The 19,723-nt window shown below is 40.2% G+C and carries 13 protein-coding genes; 12 read left to right on the top strand and 1 reads right to left on the bottom strand.

From position 1 onward, the window contains the following. Window positions 1-75: 75 nt before the first annotated feature. From KK487_RS10740 to purF, 9 genes are all read left to right on the top strand, one after another. Complete coding sequence (locus tag KK487_RS10740) at window positions 76-1,197, top strand: 4-phosphoerythronate dehydrogenase (protein WP_016899263.1); 1,122 nt, start codon at window positions 76-78, stop codon at window positions 1,195-1,197. 45 nt (window positions 1,198-1,242) lie between these two features. After that, a complete protein-coding gene (locus KK487_RS10735) occupies window positions 1,243-2,259 on the top strand; it encodes an aspartate-semialdehyde dehydrogenase (protein WP_013465468.1) in 1,017 nt (338 codons plus the stop codon). 351 nt (window positions 2,260-2,610) lie between these two features. Next, a complete protein-coding gene (locus KK487_RS10730) occupies window positions 2,611-7,422 on the top strand; it encodes a FimV/HubP family polar landmark protein (protein WP_215521755.1) in 4,812 nt (1,603 codons plus the stop codon). Between the two features lie 166 nt (window positions 7,423-7,588). Next, window positions 7,589-8,383 carry a tRNA pseudouridine(38-40) synthase TruA gene (gene truA / locus KK487_RS10725; RefSeq protein WP_016899264.1) on the top strand — a complete coding sequence of 265 codons (795 nt, stop codon included), beginning with the start codon at window positions 7,589-7,591 and terminating at the stop codon, window positions 8,381-8,383. A 176-nt stretch (window positions 8,384-8,559) separates the two neighbouring features. Beyond that, entirely contained in the window at window positions 8,560-9,435 is an 876-nt protein-coding gene (gene accD / locus KK487_RS10720; RefSeq protein WP_013465465.1) for an acetyl-CoA carboxylase, carboxyltransferase subunit beta, read from the top strand. Window positions 9,436-9,460: 25 nt separating this feature from the next. After that, complete coding sequence (gene folC / locus KK487_RS10715) at window positions 9,461-10,726, top strand: bifunctional tetrahydrofolate synthase/dihydrofolate synthase (RefSeq protein WP_016899265.1); 1,266 nt, start codon at window positions 9,461-9,463, stop codon at window positions 10,724-10,726. Window positions 10,727-10,737: 11 nt separating this feature from the next. After that, window positions 10,738-11,361 (top strand): SPOR domain-containing protein, encoded by a 624-nt coding sequence (locus KK487_RS10710; protein ID WP_013465463.1) that lies wholly within the window; start codon window positions 10,738-10,740, stop codon window positions 11,359-11,361. Between the two features lie 302 nt (window positions 11,362-11,663). Beyond that, on the top strand, window positions 11,664-12,158 hold the full coding sequence (locus KK487_RS10705) for a CvpA family protein (protein ID WP_016899266.1): 495 nt from the start codon (window positions 11,664-11,666) through the stop codon (window positions 12,156-12,158). Between the two features lie 18 nt (window positions 12,159-12,176). Beyond that, a complete protein-coding gene (gene purF / locus KK487_RS10700) occupies window positions 12,177-13,703 on the top strand; it encodes an amidophosphoribosyltransferase (RefSeq protein WP_013465461.1) in 1,527 nt (508 codons plus the stop codon). Window positions 13,704-13,790: 87 nt separating this feature from the next. Here purF and KK487_RS10695 read toward each other — a convergent pair whose 3' ends face one another. Continuing rightward, window positions 13,791-14,390: a Yip1 family protein gene (locus tag KK487_RS10695; protein ID WP_008111059.1), complete on the bottom strand. Its 600-nt coding sequence runs from the start codon at window positions 14,388-14,390 to the stop codon at window positions 13,791-13,793. A 199-nt stretch (window positions 14,391-14,589) separates the two neighbouring features. On the opposite strand from KK487_RS10695, the gene miaE reads away from it, so the two are divergent. The 3 genes from miaE (at window position 14,590) to KK487_RS10680 (ending at window position 19,714) form a co-directional block, all read left to right on the top strand. Further along, window positions 14,590-15,360: a tRNA isopentenyl-2-thiomethyl-A-37 hydroxylase MiaE gene (miaE, locus tag KK487_RS10690; RefSeq protein ID WP_016899267.1), complete on the top strand. Its 771-nt coding sequence runs from the start codon at window positions 14,590-14,592 to the stop codon at window positions 15,358-15,360. A gap of 195 nt (window positions 15,361-15,555) precedes the next feature. Then, on the top strand, window positions 15,556-17,784 hold the full coding sequence (locus KK487_RS10685; protein ID WP_215521754.1) for an EAL domain-containing response regulator: 2,229 nt from the start codon (window positions 15,556-15,558) through the stop codon (window positions 17,782-17,784). After that, complete coding sequence (locus KK487_RS10680; protein WP_016899268.1) at window positions 17,777-19,714, top strand: sensor histidine kinase; 1,938 nt, start codon at window positions 17,777-17,779, stop codon at window positions 19,712-19,714. The genes KK487_RS10685 and KK487_RS10680 overlap by 8 nt, the downstream gene beginning before the upstream one ends. The last annotated feature ends 9 nt before the right edge of the window (window positions 19,715-19,723 follow it).

Genomic DNA, 19,723 nt, shown 5'->3' with positions numbered 1-19,723 from the left:
TGCTCGGCTTTTTCGTTTGTGCAAATAGGCGGTTGTTCGTTACAATAGGGTCTCATTTTGCCAAACGGATTCACAATGAAAATTCTTGCCGATCAAAATATGCCTTTAGTTGAGCAATTCTTTAAAGATATGGGTGAGGTTGAACGATTTGATGGCAGGCAATTAACTCCAGAAAAACTCATTGATGTTGATGTATTACTCACTCGTTCAGTCACGCAGGTCAATAGTGAATTATTAGCACAGGCTAATAAGCTAAGCTTTGTAGGTACAGCCACTATTGGTGTGGATCATATTGATACCGATTTGCTCAACGCAAGAAATATTGATTTTACCAGTGCGCCTGGCTGTAATGCGATTGCGGTTGCTGAATATGTGATCAGTAGTTTATTTGCATTAAGTCAAGAAAACGCCAGCCCATTAAGCGGGAAAACAATTGGTATTGTGGGTGTGGGTAATATTGGTAGTTGCCTCGCGCACAAGCTAAAAGCACTTAACGTTAATTTACTATTGTGCGACCCAATAAAGCATGAGCAAGGGCTATTACCCGAGCAAGTTGAGCTTGATGAGCTATTAGCGCAGTCAGATATAGTCACGTTTCATGTGCCGTTAGTAAAAACAGGTACGCATAAAACACTGCACATGCTTGATAAAAAGCGCTTAACTACGCTTAAACCTGGACTTACTTTAATTAACGCCAGCCGAGGTGATGTGATTGATAATCAAGCATTACTTGAGGTGATGGAAGCAGGCGCTGAGCTCGATTTAGTGTTGGATGTCTGGGAAAACGAACCTAACATTTTAACCGAGTTACTTGAGCATGTTCGCTATGCCAGTGTGCACATTGCCGGACATACTCTTGAGGGTAAAGCTCGGGGTACACAAATGTTGTATCAAAGCTTGTGTGAGCTAAAAGGGGTTAACGCAATAAAATCACTTGATGATTTTTTACCGCCTCCTGCAATTAAAAAAGTCGCCCTAGGAAGTAGTTTTAGCGAAACAGATATAGCCCGTTTAGTGCACTTAGTTTATGACGTACGCCGTGATGATGGCATTTTACTGCGTCACTTGGCCGATGAAGGCTTTGACAGTTTACGAAAAAATTATCCAACCCGACGTGAGTTTAGCACCGTGGTGGTTGAAGGTGATAGCACCGAGCTTGCTGCACTTGCGCAGCTTGGTTTTACTACAGCAAACTAATTTAATTAGCACGGTTGTTTTAATCGTGCTTACAGAGGATGAAATATGTCGCAAAAATATAACGTTGCCGTACTCGGCGCTACAGGCCTTGTAGGTCGTCAAATCATTGAAACTTTGGAAGATCGTAAATTTCCGGTCGATCAGCTGTTTTTATTAGCAAGCAGCCGCAGTGCTGGCGAAGATATAAAGTTTCGTGGTGAGACCATAGAAGTACGTGATGTTGAAGGCTTTGACTTTAGCCAAGCGCATATCGGTTTATTTTCTGCTGGTGGCAGTGTATCTGAAAAATATGCCCCTATCGCCGCAGACGCTGGCTGTATCGTTATTGATAACACATCTCATTTTAGAAATGACTTTGAAGTGCCGCTCATTGTGCCAGAAGTAAATGCATCGAGTTTAGCCGATTTTAGAAATCGTAATATTATTGCCAACCCTAATTGTTCAACCATTCAAATGATGCTTGCGCTTAAGCCTATTTATGATGCATACGGCATTGATCGTATTAACGTTTCAACTTACCAAGCGGTGTCGGGAGCGGGTAAAGAGGCAGTTGATGAACTGGCTAAACAAACTGCAAATTTAATGAATGCACGCCCAATGGAAAACGAAATATTTCCTAAGCAAATTGCGTTTAATGTAATACCGCAAATCGATAGCTTTGAAGATAACGGCTATACGCGCGAAGAAATGAAAATGGTAAACGAAACGCATAAAATTTTAGGCGATACAACCATTGCGGTAAACCCGACTTGTGTTCGCGTCCCTGTATTTTTTGGTCATTCTGAGTCAATTAATATTGAAACGCGTATGCCTTATGATTTTGAGCATGTAAAGCAACTCTTGAGTGATGCGCCAGGTGTTGAGCTAATTGATGATGCTGGCGACTACCCAACGGCTGTGTCGGATGCCAGTGGTAATGATACTGTTTATATCGGCCGTTTACGTGCTGATATTTCACACCCACATGGATTAAATATGTGGGTAGTAAGTGATAATACCCGAAAAGGGGCTGCAACCAATAGTGTACAAATAGCAGAAGAACTGATTGCTAATTATATGTAATTAGCCTGAAAATAGTGATAATTTCAATTAACGGCAAACCACAGTGGTTTGCCGTTTTTTTATGCTTTAACCGCCATTTTTTTGCCACTTATTAACTGAGAGAGTGTAAACATCTTGATAAACAACATAAAAACATTTTTATCATGATGTTTAAGGTATTTATTTTCAATGCGTTGCGATGGATATTATGGCTTAACTGGTTTATAGTTTGTAACTGGAATAGAGCTTGCAATAAAAATAGATTGTAATAAAAATGTGCGTTGGCCACGTGGCTAACAACGGCAAGAATAATCAATGTTTAAGCGCCAATTTTAAAGCGCTGCGTTAACATTTAAACATTAAAGGATCAGCATGCGCGGTTTCGTTTCACTTATTATATTAGCGTCTGCACTGATGGTAACGACTGTTTACTCTCAAGACAGTACCCAATTAAGAGGGCCTAAAGGCGCAGATTACGGCGCGCAGGGTCGCTCTATTGGGCCAATAAAACCAACCGATACACTTTGGCGTATTGCCGTTAAAGTTCGCCCAGATAACTCAGTCAGCATTTATCAAGTTATGCAGGCCTTGTATAACAAAAACCCCAACTCATTTTTAGAACAAAACTTAAATCACATGCAAAGTGGTTCGTATTTAAAAATACCTACTTTGGCAGAAATTAGACGAGTAAACCCGCAATTAGCTAAGCAACGTTCTGAGCAAGACGATGAACTGTGGGAAAAAAAGAAAAATGGCACACTCACTCAAGCAGAGATCAATTCAGCACAAACACAAGTAACCCAAGCCCGCAAAGCAGACGTTGATGAAGCCAAAAAAGAATTACAACAAGAATTAAAAGCGATTAAAACAGATCAAGGTAATAAATTAGTTGAGCTTCAGCAGCAGTTTAAAAGTTCGGTTAGTAACGTAGAAGAGATTTTAGTTGAAAACAACAACCTTAAAAAACAGCTGACAGGTATTTCAAACGAGTTAGAAAACGTTCGTTTACAACTAGGGCAAGATAGTGAAATTCAACAACAGTTAAAAGAATTAATCGTTAAGCAAAACGAGATCATTGCACAGCAAAAATTAAAAGATGCAGAGCAAGAGAATGAATTTAGCTTTGCTGCATTACTCTCGAGTCCTTTGGTACTCATTTTATTAATGACCATTCCAGCGTTGTTGATTATTTTTGCTGTAGTTATGTGGCTGCGTAAGCGTGGTAATAACCAAGAGCCTGAGAGTAACGATGATGAATTTATACCACAAGCGCCTGCTTATACTGACCCTCTAGATGAAATGCCAGAACCCACGCTTGACGAAGCGCCTGCTCCCGATCCACTTGATGATTTAAGTGTGCAGTTAGATGAGAACATGGATGACGTATTACTTGATGATGATGTGGAGTTTAATGATGATCTCGATGATGACAGTTTATTAGATCAAGATGAGTTAGAAAGCTTACTTAATGATGATGTTGTTTTTGAAGATGAAAATACTGAGGGCGATGAACTTGATGTTTTCATGCAACAAGATTTTGATAGCCCTGATGAAGATGACACGGGCGATACAATTAATCTTGACGAATCGGATGATATTTTAAGTGCGGATGATTTAGATAGCCTGTTTGATGAAGAAGATGACGATTCATTACCAGATGAACCCCAAGGTGAATCGAATGATGATATGGCTGCACTCAGTGAAGAGCTCGCCGAAGAGGGCGAAGACTTCGACATTGATGATTTACTTGATGAAAATAATGAGCAGGCAACTGACACATCAGCAGACGATGACGAATTTGATATTGACGATTTACTCGATGCAGAGCAGCCCGCTACTGCACAGAGTGAAGAAACCGATATTGACAGCTTAGTTGATGAAGATGACGAATTTGATATTGACGATTTACTCGATGCAGAGCAACCCGCTACTGCACAGAGTGAAGAAACTAATATTGACAGCTTAGTTGAAGAAGATGACGAGATTGACATTGATGACTTGCTTGATGCAGAGCAACCCGCTGCTGCAGAGAGTGAAGACGCGGATATTGACAGCTTAGTTGATGAAGATGACGAGATTGACATTGATGACTTGCTTGATGCAGAGCAACCCGCTGCTGCAGAGAGTGAAGAAACTGATATTGACAGCTTAGTTGATGAAGATGACGAGATTGACATTGATGACTTGCTTGATGCAGAGCAACCCGCTGCTGCAGAGAGTGAAGACGCGGATATTGACAGCTTAGTAGATGAAGATGACGAAGTTAATATTGACGATTTACTTGATGCAGAACAATCGGCTACTGAAGCTCAAAGTGAAGAGCCAGACATCGACAGCCTAGTTGATGAAGACGAAGTAGATATTGACGATGTACTGGATGCGGAGCAACCTGAAAGTGATGTTCATGATTCTGAAATAGATCATGCATTGGCGGACTCAATTGAAGATTTAGCTGACGCGCAAGAAGAGTTAAATAGTGAAGATGTAGAATCTATCGTTTCATCTTTTGCTGAGCCAGAAGTAGAGCCAGAGCCAGGCGTTGAAGCTGAGCCTGAGCTTGAAGCAGAGCCTGAACTTGAAGTAGAACCAGAGCTTGAAGCAGAGCCTGAACTTGAAGTAGAGCCTGAACTTGAAGTAGAACCAGAGCTTGAAGCAGAGCCTGAACTTGAAGTAGAACCAGAGCTTGAAGTAGAGCCTGAGCTTGAAGTAGAGCCTGAGCTTGAAGTAGAACCAGAACTTGAAGCTGAGCCAGAAGTTGCAGCTGAGCCGGAGCTTGAAGAAGAACCTGAACTTGAAGTAGAACCTGAACTTGAAGCAGAGCCTGAACTTGAAGTAGAACCAGAGCTTGAAGTAGAGCCTGAGCTTGAACTAGAACCAGAACTTGAAGCTGTGCCAGAAGTTGCAGCTGAGCCGGAGCTTCAAGCAGAACTTGAACCTGAGCCTGAGTTTGACGTTGGATCTGAAGGTGATTTCACCGATACATCTTCTACATTACTCGATCAAGAGGATGCCTTAGATGAATTTAACGATGAAAACCTTGAAAGTATTGATGATCTGTTAAGTGAGTTAGAACAACCTACCGACGACTATGTAGAAACACCAGATTGGTCAGTTGATGGTGTAGATGATGAACTTAAAGCAGAATCTGAACTTGAAGTAGAAGCTGAGCCAGAAATTGAAGCAGAGCCAGAACTTGAAGCAGAGTCTGAACTTGAAGTTGAGCCTGAACTTGAAGCAGAGCCTGAGCTTGAAGCAGAGCCTGAACTTGAAGCAGAGCCTGAACTTGAAGCAGAGCCTGAACTTGAAGCAGAGCCTGAACTTGAAGCAGAGCCTGAACTTAAAGCAGAGCCTGAGCTTGAAGCAGAGCCTGAGCTTGAAGCAGAGCCTGAACTTGAAGCAGAGCCTGAACTTGAAGCAGAGCCTGAGCTTGAAGTAGAGCCTGAACTTGAAGTAGAACCAGAGCTTGAAGCAGAACCAGAGCTTGAAGTTGAGCCAGAACTTGAAGCAGAACCTGAACTTGAAGCAGAGCCAGAACTTGAAGCAGAGCCTGAACTTGAAGTTGAGCCAGAACTTGAAGCAGAGCCTGAGCTTGAAGCAGAGCCTGAGCTTGAAGCAGAGCCTGAACTTGAAGTAGAGCTTGAACTTGAAGCAGAGCCTGAGCTTGAAGCAGAGCCTGAAATTGAAGCAGAGCCTGAGCTTGAAGCAGAGCCTGAGCTTGAAGCAGAGCCTGAGCTTGAAGCAGATCCGGAGCTTGAAGCAGAGCCTGAACTTGAAGTAGAGCCAGAGCCTGAGCTTGAAGCAGAGCCTGAGCTTGAAGCAGATCCGGAGCTTGAAGCAGAGCCTGAACTTGAAGTAGAGCCAGAGCTTGAAGTAGAACCAGAGCTTGAACAAGATCCTGAGTTTGACGTTGAATCAGAAGATGACTTTACCGATACGTCTTCAACCTTACTCGACCCAGAAGATGCGCTCGACGAGTACGACGGTGAAAACTTTAAAAGCGTTGATGATCTTTTAAGTGAACTTGAGCAAACAAGCGATGAAGATGAGCACGTTCCTGATTGGTCACTCGACGATTTAAACGATGAGCTTGATGAAGATGAAATTGATTTAGGTGATGATCCGCTTGCTGGTGATATCCAAAACAATGATTTATCGACAGATGACGATGAGCTATACGAGCCAGAAATAGTTACACCGAGTGAAGAGCTTGAAGAGTATCCTGAGTTAGAGCTTGATGATGAGTTGCCTTTATCTGATGAAGAGCATCAATCACTAACACCAGAAGAGCTTCAAGGTGATAATTTAGACGGTGATGCAACGGGTATGTCACCAAGTCAAGCAGAGCAAGATCTCGCTAATGCACTATCCGCAGGCAATGATCTCGATAGCTTAGAAGACGATTTTGATGATGAATTATTACTAGACAATGAGTTTTCAGAGTCAAACACTGCGCAAGGTCTAGATAATGAAGCTTCAGAGCCTGAAAAGCTGACTGAACAAATTACAGATGAGCAAAGCGTTAGCACAGACGATGAGTTTGATGATGAACAACTTGATGTTTTAGCTGAATCATCAGAGTTTACTGACGAGCAAACGAACGCTGACCGTGAAGCAGATTTAACGCAAAGCCCAGTATCGCCAGAATCAGACATGATTTCAGATGATGAGCTTGACGATGAGTTCATGGCTGATTTAACACAAACTGATTTTGATGCCTTGCTTAATGAACTGGCAGAACCTGAAAATGTTGATTTAAGTGACAGCAGTGAGTTTGATGTTGATTTTAATAGCTTACTAAGTGAAGACTTAGCTGACGAAAGCGCATCCTCGTTGCAAGAGCCTATTGAGCAACCTGAGGTTACTGAGCCATTAGCGCAGGATGACTTTGTTGATATTGATGCATTGTTAGAGCAAAGCGATGAAGCTGATTTAGATCACGAACCTTACACAGACGTCGATATGGATGTTGGTTTAGGTGAGTATGATTCACTTCTGGCTGGTGATAACCCTATGGATGTTGATACCCAAAGCGGGGGTTACTCAGCTAAGCTTGATCTTGCACATGCCTATATTGAGATTGATGATGCAGACTCAGCAGTTAAAATCCTGGATGAGATCATTAATAATGGCCCGGATGATGTGCAAGAAGAAGCGCAAAGCTTAAAGGCTAAACTTAAAAATTAATAACCAAGCTCCTGTAAGGTATGGTTGATATGAAAACCCGTTATTAGTGATGCTAATAGCGGGTTTTTTGTATTGCATAGTTAGGAACCTTAGTTCGCTGCTTTTATTGGGACGCCATATAGCATAAAATGCAGCGTCGATTAGCACAGTAGGTAAAGCAGTAATTATGCGAGTAGCACTTGGAGTAGAATACAATGGCGCACGTTACAGTGGTTGGCAGCGTCAATCACACGTAAATAGTGTACAACAAGAAGTAGAAAAAGCGTTGTCGCGCATTTGTAATCATCCAGTTGAAATTGTATGTGCAGGGCGTACCGATGCCGGTGTACATGGCACTGGACAAGTAGTGCATTTTGATACACATGCTGAGCGTGAAATGGTGGCCTTTACATTAGGTATGAACACCTTATTACCCAAAGATATTGCTATTCGTTTTGCACAACCTGTGGCGGAAGACTTTCATGCCCGCTTTAGTGCAACTGCTCGTCGTTATCGTTATGTTATTTACAATTATGCGTTTCGTGGTGCGGTATTAAATGAAGGTGTTACACATTTTCATCACCCACTAGATGAAGTGAAAATGCAGCAGGCGTGTCAATATTTACTAGGTGAGCATGACTTTACCTCGTTTAGAGCGCTGCACTGCCAAGCTAATACGGCAACGCGAACGATTCATCATTTATCGGTACAGCGCCAAGGTGCTTATGTCATTATTGATATTAAAGCCAATGCGTTTTTACACCATATGGTACGTAATATTACGGGTTGTTTAATGGATATTGGCTTACATAAACATGAACCAATTTGGTTAAAAGAGCTGCTAGATGTTAAAGAGCGAGCTAAAGCGAGCGCTACAGCAAAAGCAGCAGGTTTATATTTAGTGGATGTTGATTATCCAGATCATTTTAATATCCCTAGAACGCCGCTAGGACCATTGTTTTTAGCCGACAGTGATATTTGATAAGTAACGAGATGTGTATATTTTGAGGCTAAATTTATACGCTGTTATTCGTATTGCTAACTACTAAGACCAGTTTTTTATACCGTGACAGCGTAATTCATGTTTTAATTGGAAAAATTTGTTTGCATGGTTAACATGTAGACTCGCGACACAGAACAGCATTAAGAGAGTTGCAAATGAGTTGGCTAGAAAAAATCTTACCAAAAACGACTAAATCTTCAGGTCGTAAAGAAATTCCAGAAGGTGTATGGGCTAAATGTACGTCATGTGATTCAATTTTATATAAAGCAGAATTAGAAAAATCACTGAACGTATGCCCTAAATGCGATCATCATATGCGTGTTAGTGGTCGTAAACGTCTTGAACAGTTTTTAGATGAAGGCGATCGTCACGAGTTAGGTGCCCAACACGAACCTAAAGATGTGCTTAAATTTAGAGACTCAAAAAAATACTCAGATCGTATCAATGCAGCTCAAAAGTCAAGCGGTGAAAAAGACGCGCTTGTCGCAATGAAAGGGAACCTAAAAGGCATTCCGGTTGCTGCTGTTGCATTTGAATTCTCATTTATGGGTGGCTCAATGGCATCGGTAGTGGGTGCTCGTTTTGTTGACGCGGTTGACCAATGTTTAGAGCATAATATGCCGCTGATTTGTTTTTCTGCATCGGGCGGTGCTCGTATGCAAGAAGCCCTTATGTCACTTATGCAAATGGCTAAAACCAGTGCGGCACTGGCTAAAATGACTGAAAAAGGCCTACCGTTTATTTCTGTAATGACAGATCCAACAATGGGTGGTGTATCAGCATCATTGGCAATGCTTGGTGATATTAATGTTGCAGAGCCTAAAGCTTTGATTGGTTTTGCCGGTCCGCGTGTTATTGAACAAACTGTTCGCGAAACGCTACCAGAGGGTTTCCAACGCAGTGAATTCTTGTTAGAACATGGCGCAATCGACATGATTATAGACCGTCGAGAAATGCGCGATACGCTAGCACGTATCTTAGCAAAATTTATGAACTTGCCTTCTACGGAACAAGAGCATAGAGTAGCGTAAATTTCAGCTTTACTGATTACATGCTATGACAAAAACAATTCCTAGCCAATCATCAAGCCTTGATGATTGGCTTTGTTATTTAGAGAGTGTTCACCCTGCTAATATAGAAATGGGTTTAGAACGCGTTGCTCGTGTTGCTAACAACATTGGGCTTTTAACCTCCTCAAGTAAAATCATTCTTATTGCAGGCACCAATGGCAAAGGCACAACAGCACGTTGTTTAGAGTCACTGTTATTAGCCCAAGGTTATCGTGTTGGTACGTATGCTTCTCCGCATTTAATTCGTTACAATGAGCGCGTACGCGTTGATGGCGCAGAGCTTGACGATCAATACCATGTCGATGCGTTTAATTTATTAGAACAAGGTCGTGGTGACACCCCACTGACATATTTTGAATATGGCACCTTAGGCGCGTTAGCAATATTCAAGCGTTTAGAGGTTGATTACGTGCTGTTAGAGGTAGGTTTAGGCGGGCGTTTTGACGCGACCAATATTGTTACCCCCTATGCCAGCATCATTACCACCATCGACTTAGATCATAAAGAATACTTAGGTGACACGCGTGAATTAGTTGCTTATGATAAAGCGGGTATTTTTCGAGAGAGTACTCCTGCAATTATTGGGGACTTAAATATTCCACATACAATGACCGATTATGGTAAAGAAATTAACGCTAATATGGTGTTATCTGGCAGCGACTTTATTTTTAAAGAGCACGCGCAGAGTTTTAGTTGGCAATTTAAAGAGCATAATCTTGAGTTACCTAAACCAGCAATCCCATGTCAAAATGTAGCCACGGCATTAACCGCTCTATCGGTACTAAACTTATTACCGAGCGATGAGGTGATTACTCAGTGTTTAGCGAACTTAGTCGTTGAGGGACGTTTTCAACAACTAAGTGCAGAGCCATTAGTGTATACCGATGTAGCACATAACCCTGAATCAGCTCGCTATTTAGCGACTAAATTAGCAAGCTATAAAGATAAAGGCTTTAAAATTCATGCATTAGCCGCTATGCTTGCTGATAAAGATAAGGTTGGTGTGCTTAAAGAAGTTAGTGATGTAGTAGATGAATGGTCGTTTGCGAGCTTAGAGGGCCCACGCGGCGATAGCGCTGCTAATTTACATCAGGCACTTTTAAGCATTCCTAATAGTTATTTTAAACAGGGTTATAATAGCGTAGAGGCAGCATTGGATGCTATCTTGCCAAACCAGCCAACTAACACACTATTAATTGTATTTGGTTCATTTTTTACCGTGGCTGGCGCTATTCATTACTTTAAAAAATAGAGAGGATGTCGGTGAACTCAGGTTTTATTAATCGCTTAGTCGGAACAAGTATTGTGGTGATCGCAGCAATTGTGTTTATTCCCAATATACTCGATGGTGAAAAAGTGCACTATAAAGAAGGCTTTAAAGCGATTCCAGAACGCTCTGAGTTCAAGACCATTGATTTGCAAGAATCAATCGATCAAAAAGTGGCAAATGCACAGCCTTTAAAAGAGGATGAAGTTGAAGATATTCAGCCTGATGATGCCGCATTTGAACAGCAAAACAGTGCTGCTCAAACAGACATTACCGACCAGCCTGCAATGGTTGAAGCGGTAATACCTGATACAAACCAAAGCAGTACGGCTGCAATTCAAGAACCTACGCGCCCAGCTAACGAAAACTTAACTAGCATGGCGTATGTTATTCAGTTAGGTAGTTTTTCACATGCAGCCAATGTAAAAGCGCTGCAAGCTAAGCTCAAGGCTAAAGGGTTTAAAACTTTTACTAAACCAGTTAAAACGCCAAATGGGACGTTAACGAAAGTTTTTGTCGGACCATCACTGAATAAACAAGAACTGCAATCTCAACTTCCTGCACTTAAAGAGTTAACCAAACTCAACGGTAAAGTCACCCAATTTGAAGTGACCAAATAAATTCAATAAAAGGAAGTGTGTTTATCGCGAGATATTACACACTTACCTCGTCTTATTTTATACGTTTAAATAGACCTTTATCGCATTTTTAGCTTCGCTCCTTTACTTATCAATGCCCACACAAAAATAGCAAAATAGATGCGCTATAAACAAAATGTTTGTTGTTTTTATAACGGTGAGACTGCGCTATTTTTAATCTAATAATGGTGTGTGTTTACTCACCTGTAATCTCACGCTTAAACTTGCATCACAAGGAGGTTTAGGTATAGAATGCGCCCAAAATTAGCGACTAATTGGTTCTTATGATCTGGGTTGATTACGCCATTCTTGGCATTATTGCACTCTCTACCATCATCGGTTTAATACGCGGCTTTATTAAAGAAGCTATGTCATTAGCGGTATGGGCAGGGGCTTTCATCATCTCCAGCTTATTTTATCAATATTTAGCTTCCTTCCTAACATCCATTTCTGAACCCCTTTTAAGAAATGCGGCGGCCATTGCCATATTATTCTTTGCGACGCTATTGTTAGGCGGTTTACTAAACTATATTTTAGGTGAGCTTGTACAGCGAACCGGATTATCCGGCACAGACCGTGTTTTTGGTGTGGTGTTTGGTGCTCTTCGAGGCGTGTTGGTCGTGAGCGCGTTACTCTTCTTTCTTGATGCTTTTACTGGTGCGCCAAGTACGCATTGGTGGGGCAACTCTATTTTGATTCCAGAATTTGGCTTTGTAGTTGAATGGTTCTTTTCGTACCTAGAAAACAACTCGAGCTTTTTAAATTCAGTAAACCGTTAATCGGCGAGGATAAATTACATGTGTGGTATCGTTGGAATAGTCGGAACATCGCCAGTTAATCAGGCGATTTATGATGGCTTAACCGTTTTGCAACACCGTGGCCAAGATGCTGCGGGTATCATAACTATTGAGAACAATACATTTAGCTTGCGCAAAGCAAATGGCCTAGTGAAAGATGTATTTCACACTCGTCATATGAAACGTTTGCAAGGCAATATTGGCATTGGCCATGTGCGTTACCCAACAGCGGGTTCTTCAAGTTCGTCAGAGGCTCAGCCGTTTTATGTAAACTCTCCATTTGGTATAGCGCTTGCGCATAATGGTAACTTAACCAATGCCGAGTCGTTAAAAGAGCAGTTATTTTCAGAGGCACGTCGCCATGTTAATACGACCTCTGATTCTGAAATTTTACTTAACATCATGGCGCATGAGCTAAGTAAATCAGACAAACTAAAATTAGACCCTGAAGATATTTTCACCGCGGTTACTGAAGTTAACAATAAAGTAAGTGGCGGTTATGCCACTATCGCCATGATTATCGGTCATGGTATTGTGGCGTTTCGCGATCCAAACGGTATTCGTCCATTGGTGTTTGGTAAACGTGAATCAGCAAACGGCACTGAATACATGTTTGCCTCAGAAAGCGTAGCATTAAAGCCTGACGGTTTTGAATTTGTTCGTGACGTTGCCCCAGGCGAAGCTATTTATGTCACTGAAAATGGAGAGTTTCACTCTTTAAGCTGTGCAGATAAAGTGTCTTACTCACCGTGTATTTTTGAATTTGTTTATTTTGCACGACCGGATTCAACCATTGACCGCATGTCAGTGTATGCAGCGCGTGTAAATATGGGGACTAAGTTAGGTGAAAAAGTAGCGCGTGAATGGGCAGACAAAGACATTGATGTGGTTATTCCTATTCCTGAAACCTCGTGTGATATTGCATTAGAAATGGCACGCGTGCTTGACTTACCGTATCGCCAAGGCTTTGTTAAAAATCGTTATATTGGTCGTACGTTTATTATGCCTGGCCAAGAGCTTCGTAAAAAATCAGTTCGCCAAAAACTCAATGCGATTGATCGTGAGTTTAAAGGTAAAAATGTCCTACTTGTTGATGACTCAATTGTACGTGGTACCACCTCAGCACAAATTGTAGAGATGGCACGCGAGTCAGGCGCTAAAAATGTTTACTTTGCATCAGCAGCACCTGAAATACGCTTTCCAAATGTATACGGTATAGATATGCCATCTGCGGCAGAACTTATTGCACACGGCCGTGAAGTAGAAGATATTAACCAAAGCATTAGCTCTGATGGTTTAATCTTTCAATCGTTAAGCGATTTAATTGCTGCCGTTAGCCAAGAAAACCCAGAGATCACTAAGTTTGAAACATCAGTGTTTGACGGACAATACATTACTGGCGACATTGATCAAGATTACTTAAACCGTATAGATAAGCTGCGCAACGATTCAGCTAAAAGCATCCGTGAAAACGCAATGTCATCTGGTTTAGAAATACATAATCAAGATGAAAACGAATCTGATTAATAATGTAATGTTAGCCTGATAGTATTTTAAGGCTAATAAAAAAAGGAGCTTAACAGCTCCTTTTTTGCGTCTATAGAAAAGGAATATTTAAGTAAACATGGGGCTGATAATACCGTTGGTCCATAGCATAGCGGTAAGTGCTAATATAATAACCAGTAAAATTAATCCACAGGTAACAACAGAGCTTGCATAAATAAAGCCGCGCTCTTGCGGAATGTGCATCAAAATTGGCACGCCGGTGTACAGTAAATAAACTGAGTAGGCGAGTGCAACTAATCCAACACACACCACAAACCACAGCTCAGGCCAAAAAGCTGCCAATGCCGACATAAACACCGGTGTAGCGGTATAAGCTGCCAGCTCAATTGTTTGGGTAAAAGTCGGTTTAGCACCAAAAGTAACCGCCATCCAATGGGCTAAATAGGCCAGTGCAAATACACCGCCAATTAAAGCGACATACATGGCTGCGCCAATCATCAGTGCGCTTTCATGGGTTAAAAATACTGGATTACCTGTACCTATACTCCAGCCTAAGTAAACCGATGAGTAGTACCCCATTGCAGAGGGAAATAAAGCGATAAGCAAAATGTGCGATAAGCTATAGGTTAAGCTTTCGTGACGGTTATCAATTGTTTGCCATTCTTCGAGTGGATGGGCGTATAAACCCCATAGGTGATTTAGTATCATTGCGTGCTCTCCATAAAAGGATATATTACTGTTTGGTTATAATTGGTTTGTTTTTATACAGTCCATTTAGTTATGGTTCAGTAAGTATACAAAGTCAAGTTATCCACATGCTTGCAATAAGGGCGAGTGTTTATTTTATTCAGAGTAATATTTCATGTTAAAATGCCATAATCGCAATTTTTAGCAATGAGTAGTCAGCGTGCCACATAGCCAGCTTTTAGAGCCAATTAACAATTTTTTATTATGCAGTACTCCCGATGAGTGGGTTGAACAAGCAATCAAAAAAGAAAACTTACCCATCATATTAATTGATCACTTAATATGTGAATTAAAAGCGGCGCAAAGTGCCATGTTTTTAATTCGTAAGTATGCGGTAGATAAAGAGAGCAGTGATGCACTGCTTGAATGGCTTAAACCGTTTGAAACGCTTATTTATAAACGTGAGGGAAATTGGCGTGATTTAGCGGCTAAAAATAAACTCACTAAATCCATTATCCCTAAATCTAACTCGCCTTATGGCCAAGATTTAATTGATAAAATGGTAATGCTGATAAAAGAAGAGCTGCATCATTTCTATCAAGTGCTCGAAATTATGGATGAATACGGTGTTGAATATAAAAGTATAACGCCATGTCGTTATGCTAAAGGCATGCTACGCAATGTTAAAACGTTTGAGCCCAATGCCTTAGTTGATAAGCTTATTGTAGGTGCTTACATAGAGGCTCGCTCGTGTGAACGCTTTGCCAAGCTTGCACCCCATGTAGATAAACGCTTAGGGGATTTTTATATTTCATTGCTGCGCTCTGAGGCACGTCATTACCAAGATTATTTAACCCTTGCTCAAGACATTGCTGATTTTGATATTACCGAGCGGGTAAAAGAATTTGCTGAAATAGAAGCACAGTTAATTTTATCTGATGACGAAGACTTTAAGTTTCACAGTGGAACACCGTTAAGTAAAAGTGCTTAGTATACTTGAGTGCTACAAATGGGTTATGTTGTTGTAGCACATACTTTAGTATCAAAATTATTTTTAAATTAGACACTTCCAAAACTCTCTCCTAATATTTAAGCAAGTCGAATTTTGAGTTATCAACGGTCTATATTGCTTTGTAATTCATTTTAATAAAAGGGCCATACCTTATTTATTATTGGGTGAGAATGTATGCAAGATAAAGAGGGATTATTTGTATTTGCAGCTGAAGAAGAACCAGCAGATACAGATCTGAAAACTTGGAAAATATTAACCGTTGAGGATGATCTTGATTATCAAAACGCGTTAGTTAACAGCTTAAAAGAGCTAAAAGCCAAAGATGGTTATAAATATGAGTTGTTAACAGCAAATTCGGTACCAGAGGCGGCTTTGGCGTTGAGCATGCACCCTGATATTGCACTTATTTTTATAGATGTGGTGATGGAGGAGGATGACTCAGGTCTGCGTTTAGTGAATACTATTCGAGAGGTCATCGGTAACGCAGAAATGCGTATTGTGCTCTTAACAGGGCAACCTGGTTTTGCACCAGAGAGCGATATCATGAAAATGCTCGATATCGATGAATACTGGAATAAATCAGACCTATCTGCCGAGAAGCTGCAATCAATTGTTAATAGCAACGTGCGCACTTGGGAGTATATCTCACAAATTAGGTCAGCCAAGCAAGGTTTACAGTTGGTGCTTGATGCATCTAGAAGTATTAACGGTAAGCACGATATGGCCTCTTTCTCTTATGCTGTGCTTAAAGAAATTAGCAACATTTTAAAAATAACCGAAGGTGGTGGTATTTTTTGTTCGAGTAATTCAGACCCTAGCTCTGAATGTTTAATACTCTCAACCCATGGTTGCTTTAGTGGCATTAAAGGGCAACCTGTGGGACCTAATCTGCCTGCAGAAATGCTGCAAGACTTTAAACAAGCGATTAGAGAGCGTCGTCATATTTTTTCAAAGCACCACAGTGTGTTTTTTTTCGAAACGCCAGATCAGCAGGGCGCTGATTACATAACTATCGTCAAATCAGACAACCCAATTAGTGAGCAAAACGAATATTTACTTAAAGTATTTAGTGAAAATGTGAGCACAGGATTTGCTAATATTTCGTTATTAAATCGCTTAACCGAGCTTGCTTATACCGATGTGTCACTTAACTTGCAAAACCGTAACTGGCTAACCCGTGAAATAAAGAACATGAATGCGCAGGAGCGGCTAAAAACGCGATTGGTCATTTTTGATATTTATCAGTTTGACGAAAAAGCATTCACCTTTGGTCATGAATTTTGTAATAAATTAATGAAGTTAGTTTACCAGAGTATTGTTGATAGCTTTACTAGGTATGACCCCCGCATAGCATTGATTAGTAACAAAGCGTTTGGCATGTTAGTGAGCGTTGACTTTGATATCTCAGATGCAGTTAGTTACTTTCAAAATAAACAAAAATTCGAAATTGAACAAGTTAAGCAATACATTGATGTCCGTATTTTAGAATTAAAATTAAATGTAGCTTTAAACTTAACACCTGAAAAAGTAATCAGTCTTGCAGAGTCGAGCCTGAACTCTTCGCAGCTAAACCAAACTAAGTATATTCAGCATACCGAGGAAAAAACAGATCAAATTACTCGTCGTTATGAGCTGATGGCTGAGCTCAGAACGGCTATAGGTAATAAAAGTTTACAAGTGGCGTTACAACCCAAAATCAGCTTATCAACCTTGAAACCAGCAGGTTTTGAAGCGCTCGCTAGGTGGCAAAAAGCTGATGGCAGCTTTGTACGCCCTGATGAATTTATAGAGTTAGCTGAAACAGCCGGATTAATTAATGAACTAGACCATGTAATTTTCGAAAAAATACTAGAGACTATTAATCAACTTAAAGAGCAAGGCTGCAACTTACCCGTTGCATTTAATGCATCCTCTTATGATTTAGTTGAACCTAGTTACTTTGAGCAAATAAAAACTAAAATTGAAGAGTACAACATTCTGCCTTCTATGCTTGAGCTAGAGGTGACAGAAACGCAAGCCATAAGTAACTATAACTTAATTAAAGAAGCACTTGAACGGTTTATCGCCTTAGGTATGAAAGTCAGCATTGATGACTTTGGCACTGGTTACTCGTCGTTAGCTCACATTAATGAAATACCGTCTACGTCGATAAAAATAGATCGCTACTTTGTTAGTGATCTTGAATTTAATGACAACAATCAGTACATGATTAAGATGATATTATCTTTAGCGAATCAGTTTAACTTCTCGGTAATTGCTGAAGGTGTTGAGAATGAATTTGAGGCTCAGTGGTTACATCAGCAGGGGTGCGAAACTGCTCAAGGATACTACTTTTCTAAACCATTATTTTTAAAAGATTTAATTGTGTGGCTAAAACAGTTTGAAGTGAGTAAGAATGAATAGCCTTAACAGCTTGCCGGTCGGCTCAAAAAAAAGTGTGTTATTAAAGTCTTCGTTCAGTTTATTTATCACTTTATTTATTGGCTGGCTTATATACGAACAAACATATCAAGAAAAAATAAACACCATAAAAGCTAAGCAAGATGAAAAGTTAGTCCTTATCAGTGGAGATTTTTCTAAAGAGCTCAGTAGTATTAAAAAGCTTACGCGTATCCTGGCCCAAGGGCCGATTTTAAAAAGCGACACACCAAACAAGCCTATACAATCAAAGCAAAGAAGAGATGAAATAAATAACTATTTTTTAAATTTTGCTGCTATCTCTACTAATATCGCGCAAATTCGCTGGCTAGATACACAAGGCCAAGAGCAATACCGCATTAACGCAGCCAATGGTATTGGCGAAATTGTATCGCCTGATGAGTTGCAAAATAAGCAAACCCGTTACTACTTTCAAAAAGGGATGCAGGTCAGTGCGCCTGACATTTTTGCCACAGAAATAGATTTAAATATCGAACGCAACCAAATTGTAATGCCTCATCAACCAACAATCCGTGTAACCTATCGTACGGATAAAGAAAATTACCTATTAGATGGTTTGCTAGTGGTAAACTTTAACTTAGATTATTTGTTTGATCAGATTAAAAGTTACAGCCAAGAGAGCACTTTAATTAGCATTTTAAATCACGATGGCTTTTGGTTATTAAATACTGATGCTGAATTAGAGTGGGGGTTTATGTATGGTAAAAATGAGCAAACACTCGCTTTAAAAAAACCAGAGCTTTGGCAGCAAATTATTGATGGCAATGTAGAATATGGTTCGCACTTTTTTAACCTTAGTCTTTATACCTACCGCCGTTTTTCTATTTTTTCGTTGCGCGAGAACAAAGGTAGAATTAGCAATGCTGACAAAGAATTAATTATTCTTATAAGTAGCCCCAATGAATTGTTAATAACTGTACGAAATGCGGCCTTAAGGTTAGCGTTAATTTGCAGTGGATTACTATGTTTAATTAGCTTTGGTTTTATTTATCGTGAGTATAAGTTTCAAAATCAGCTATTAGCCCTGTCACATAAATTACATATTGAAAAGATAGAACTAGATATCGTTAACCGTGAGCTTGATGCCACAATTAAGCAGCAGCAGCAACTGCAAGAAGGGTTAATTGAAGCGCAAAAACTATCCTCATTAGGGTTGCTCGTGGCAGGTGTTGCTCATGAAATGAATACGCCTATCGGTGGAGCCGTTATTTCTGTTTCAAATGCAGATATGGCATTGAATAAATTAAATGAAGCGATGAAACAGGGGCTGACTAAATCAACGTTAGAATGTACTACAACAAGTATTGGAGAGAACCTAGCGCTGGCTAAAATTAATTTAAATAAAACCGCCGTATTAGTAAAAAGTTTTAAAAAAATGGCGATTGATCGCCATAATGATGAATTTATAGCATGTGATATTGAAAAAATTATTGAAGAGCTATTATTGTCATTAAACTCCAGGTTAAAAAACTCGCCAATAAAAGTGAAAACTGTTTTTTTACTTAATAAACAGGTAATTAGCTTGCCAGGTATTATTTCTCAGGTGGTCGAAAACTTAGTGGTTAATGCGCTAAACCATGCTTTTGATGAAAAGCAGGAAGGGGTAATAGAAATAAAAGTCGAACAAGCGAGTAATAATAGGGTGAGGCTGAGCGTGTCAGATAATGGCAAAGGTGTTGATGGTGAGATAAAGGCAGATATATTTGAACCCTTTTATACTACAGCTAGAGGTAAAGGTAACACGGGTTTAGGTTTATATATGGTTTATCAATGGGTAACCCAGGTTTTAAAAGGGGACATCAAACTTCATTCAGAACCACAAAGCGATACCTATTTTAAAACGCAATTTATTATTACTTTACCTGACTTAAAAGCAAAGTCTCATTACGATTAGTCAATAAAG

It is taken from the genome of Pseudoalteromonas sp. SiA1 (assembly GCF_018732205.1).
Classification (GTDB): domain Bacteria; phylum Pseudomonadota; class Gammaproteobacteria; order Enterobacterales; family Alteromonadaceae; genus Pseudoalteromonas; species Pseudoalteromonas tetraodonis.
Note: the sequence above shows the minus strand (reverse complement) of the source record. Positions and strands in the feature narration are given on the sequence as shown.

Coding starts and splice junctions, on each gene's coding strand:
- KK487_RS10740 (WP_016899263.1), top strand. CDS start 76: ATGAAAATTCTTGCCGATCAAAATATGCCTTTAGTTGAGCAATTCTTT.
- KK487_RS10735 (WP_013465468.1), top strand. CDS start 1,243: ATGTCGCAAAAATATAACGTTGCCGTACTCGGCGCTACAGGCCTTGTA.
- KK487_RS10730 (WP_215521755.1), top strand. CDS start 2,611: ATGCGCGGTTTCGTTTCACTTATTATATTAGCGTCTGCACTGATGGTA.
- truA (WP_016899264.1), top strand. CDS start 7,589: ATGCGAGTAGCACTTGGAGTAGAATACAATGGCGCACGTTACAGTGGT.
- accD (WP_013465465.1), top strand. CDS start 8,560: ATGAGTTGGCTAGAAAAAATCTTACCAAAAACGACTAAATCTTCAGGT.
- folC (WP_016899265.1), top strand. CDS start 9,461: ATGACAAAAACAATTCCTAGCCAATCATCAAGCCTTGATGATTGGCTT.
- KK487_RS10705 (WP_016899266.1), top strand. CDS start 11,664: ATGATCTGGGTTGATTACGCCATTCTTGGCATTATTGCACTCTCTACC.
- purF (WP_013465461.1), top strand. CDS start 12,177: ATGTGTGGTATCGTTGGAATAGTCGGAACATCGCCAGTTAATCAGGCG.
- KK487_RS10695 (WP_008111059.1), bottom strand. CDS start 14,390: ATGATACTAAATCACCTATGGGGTTTATACGCCCATCCACTCGAAGAA.
- KK487_RS10685 (WP_215521754.1), top strand. CDS start 15,556: ATGCAAGATAAAGAGGGATTATTTGTATTTGCAGCTGAAGAAGAACCA.
- KK487_RS10680 (WP_016899268.1), top strand. CDS start 17,777: ATGAATAGCCTTAACAGCTTGCCGGTCGGCTCAAAAAAAAGTGTGTTA.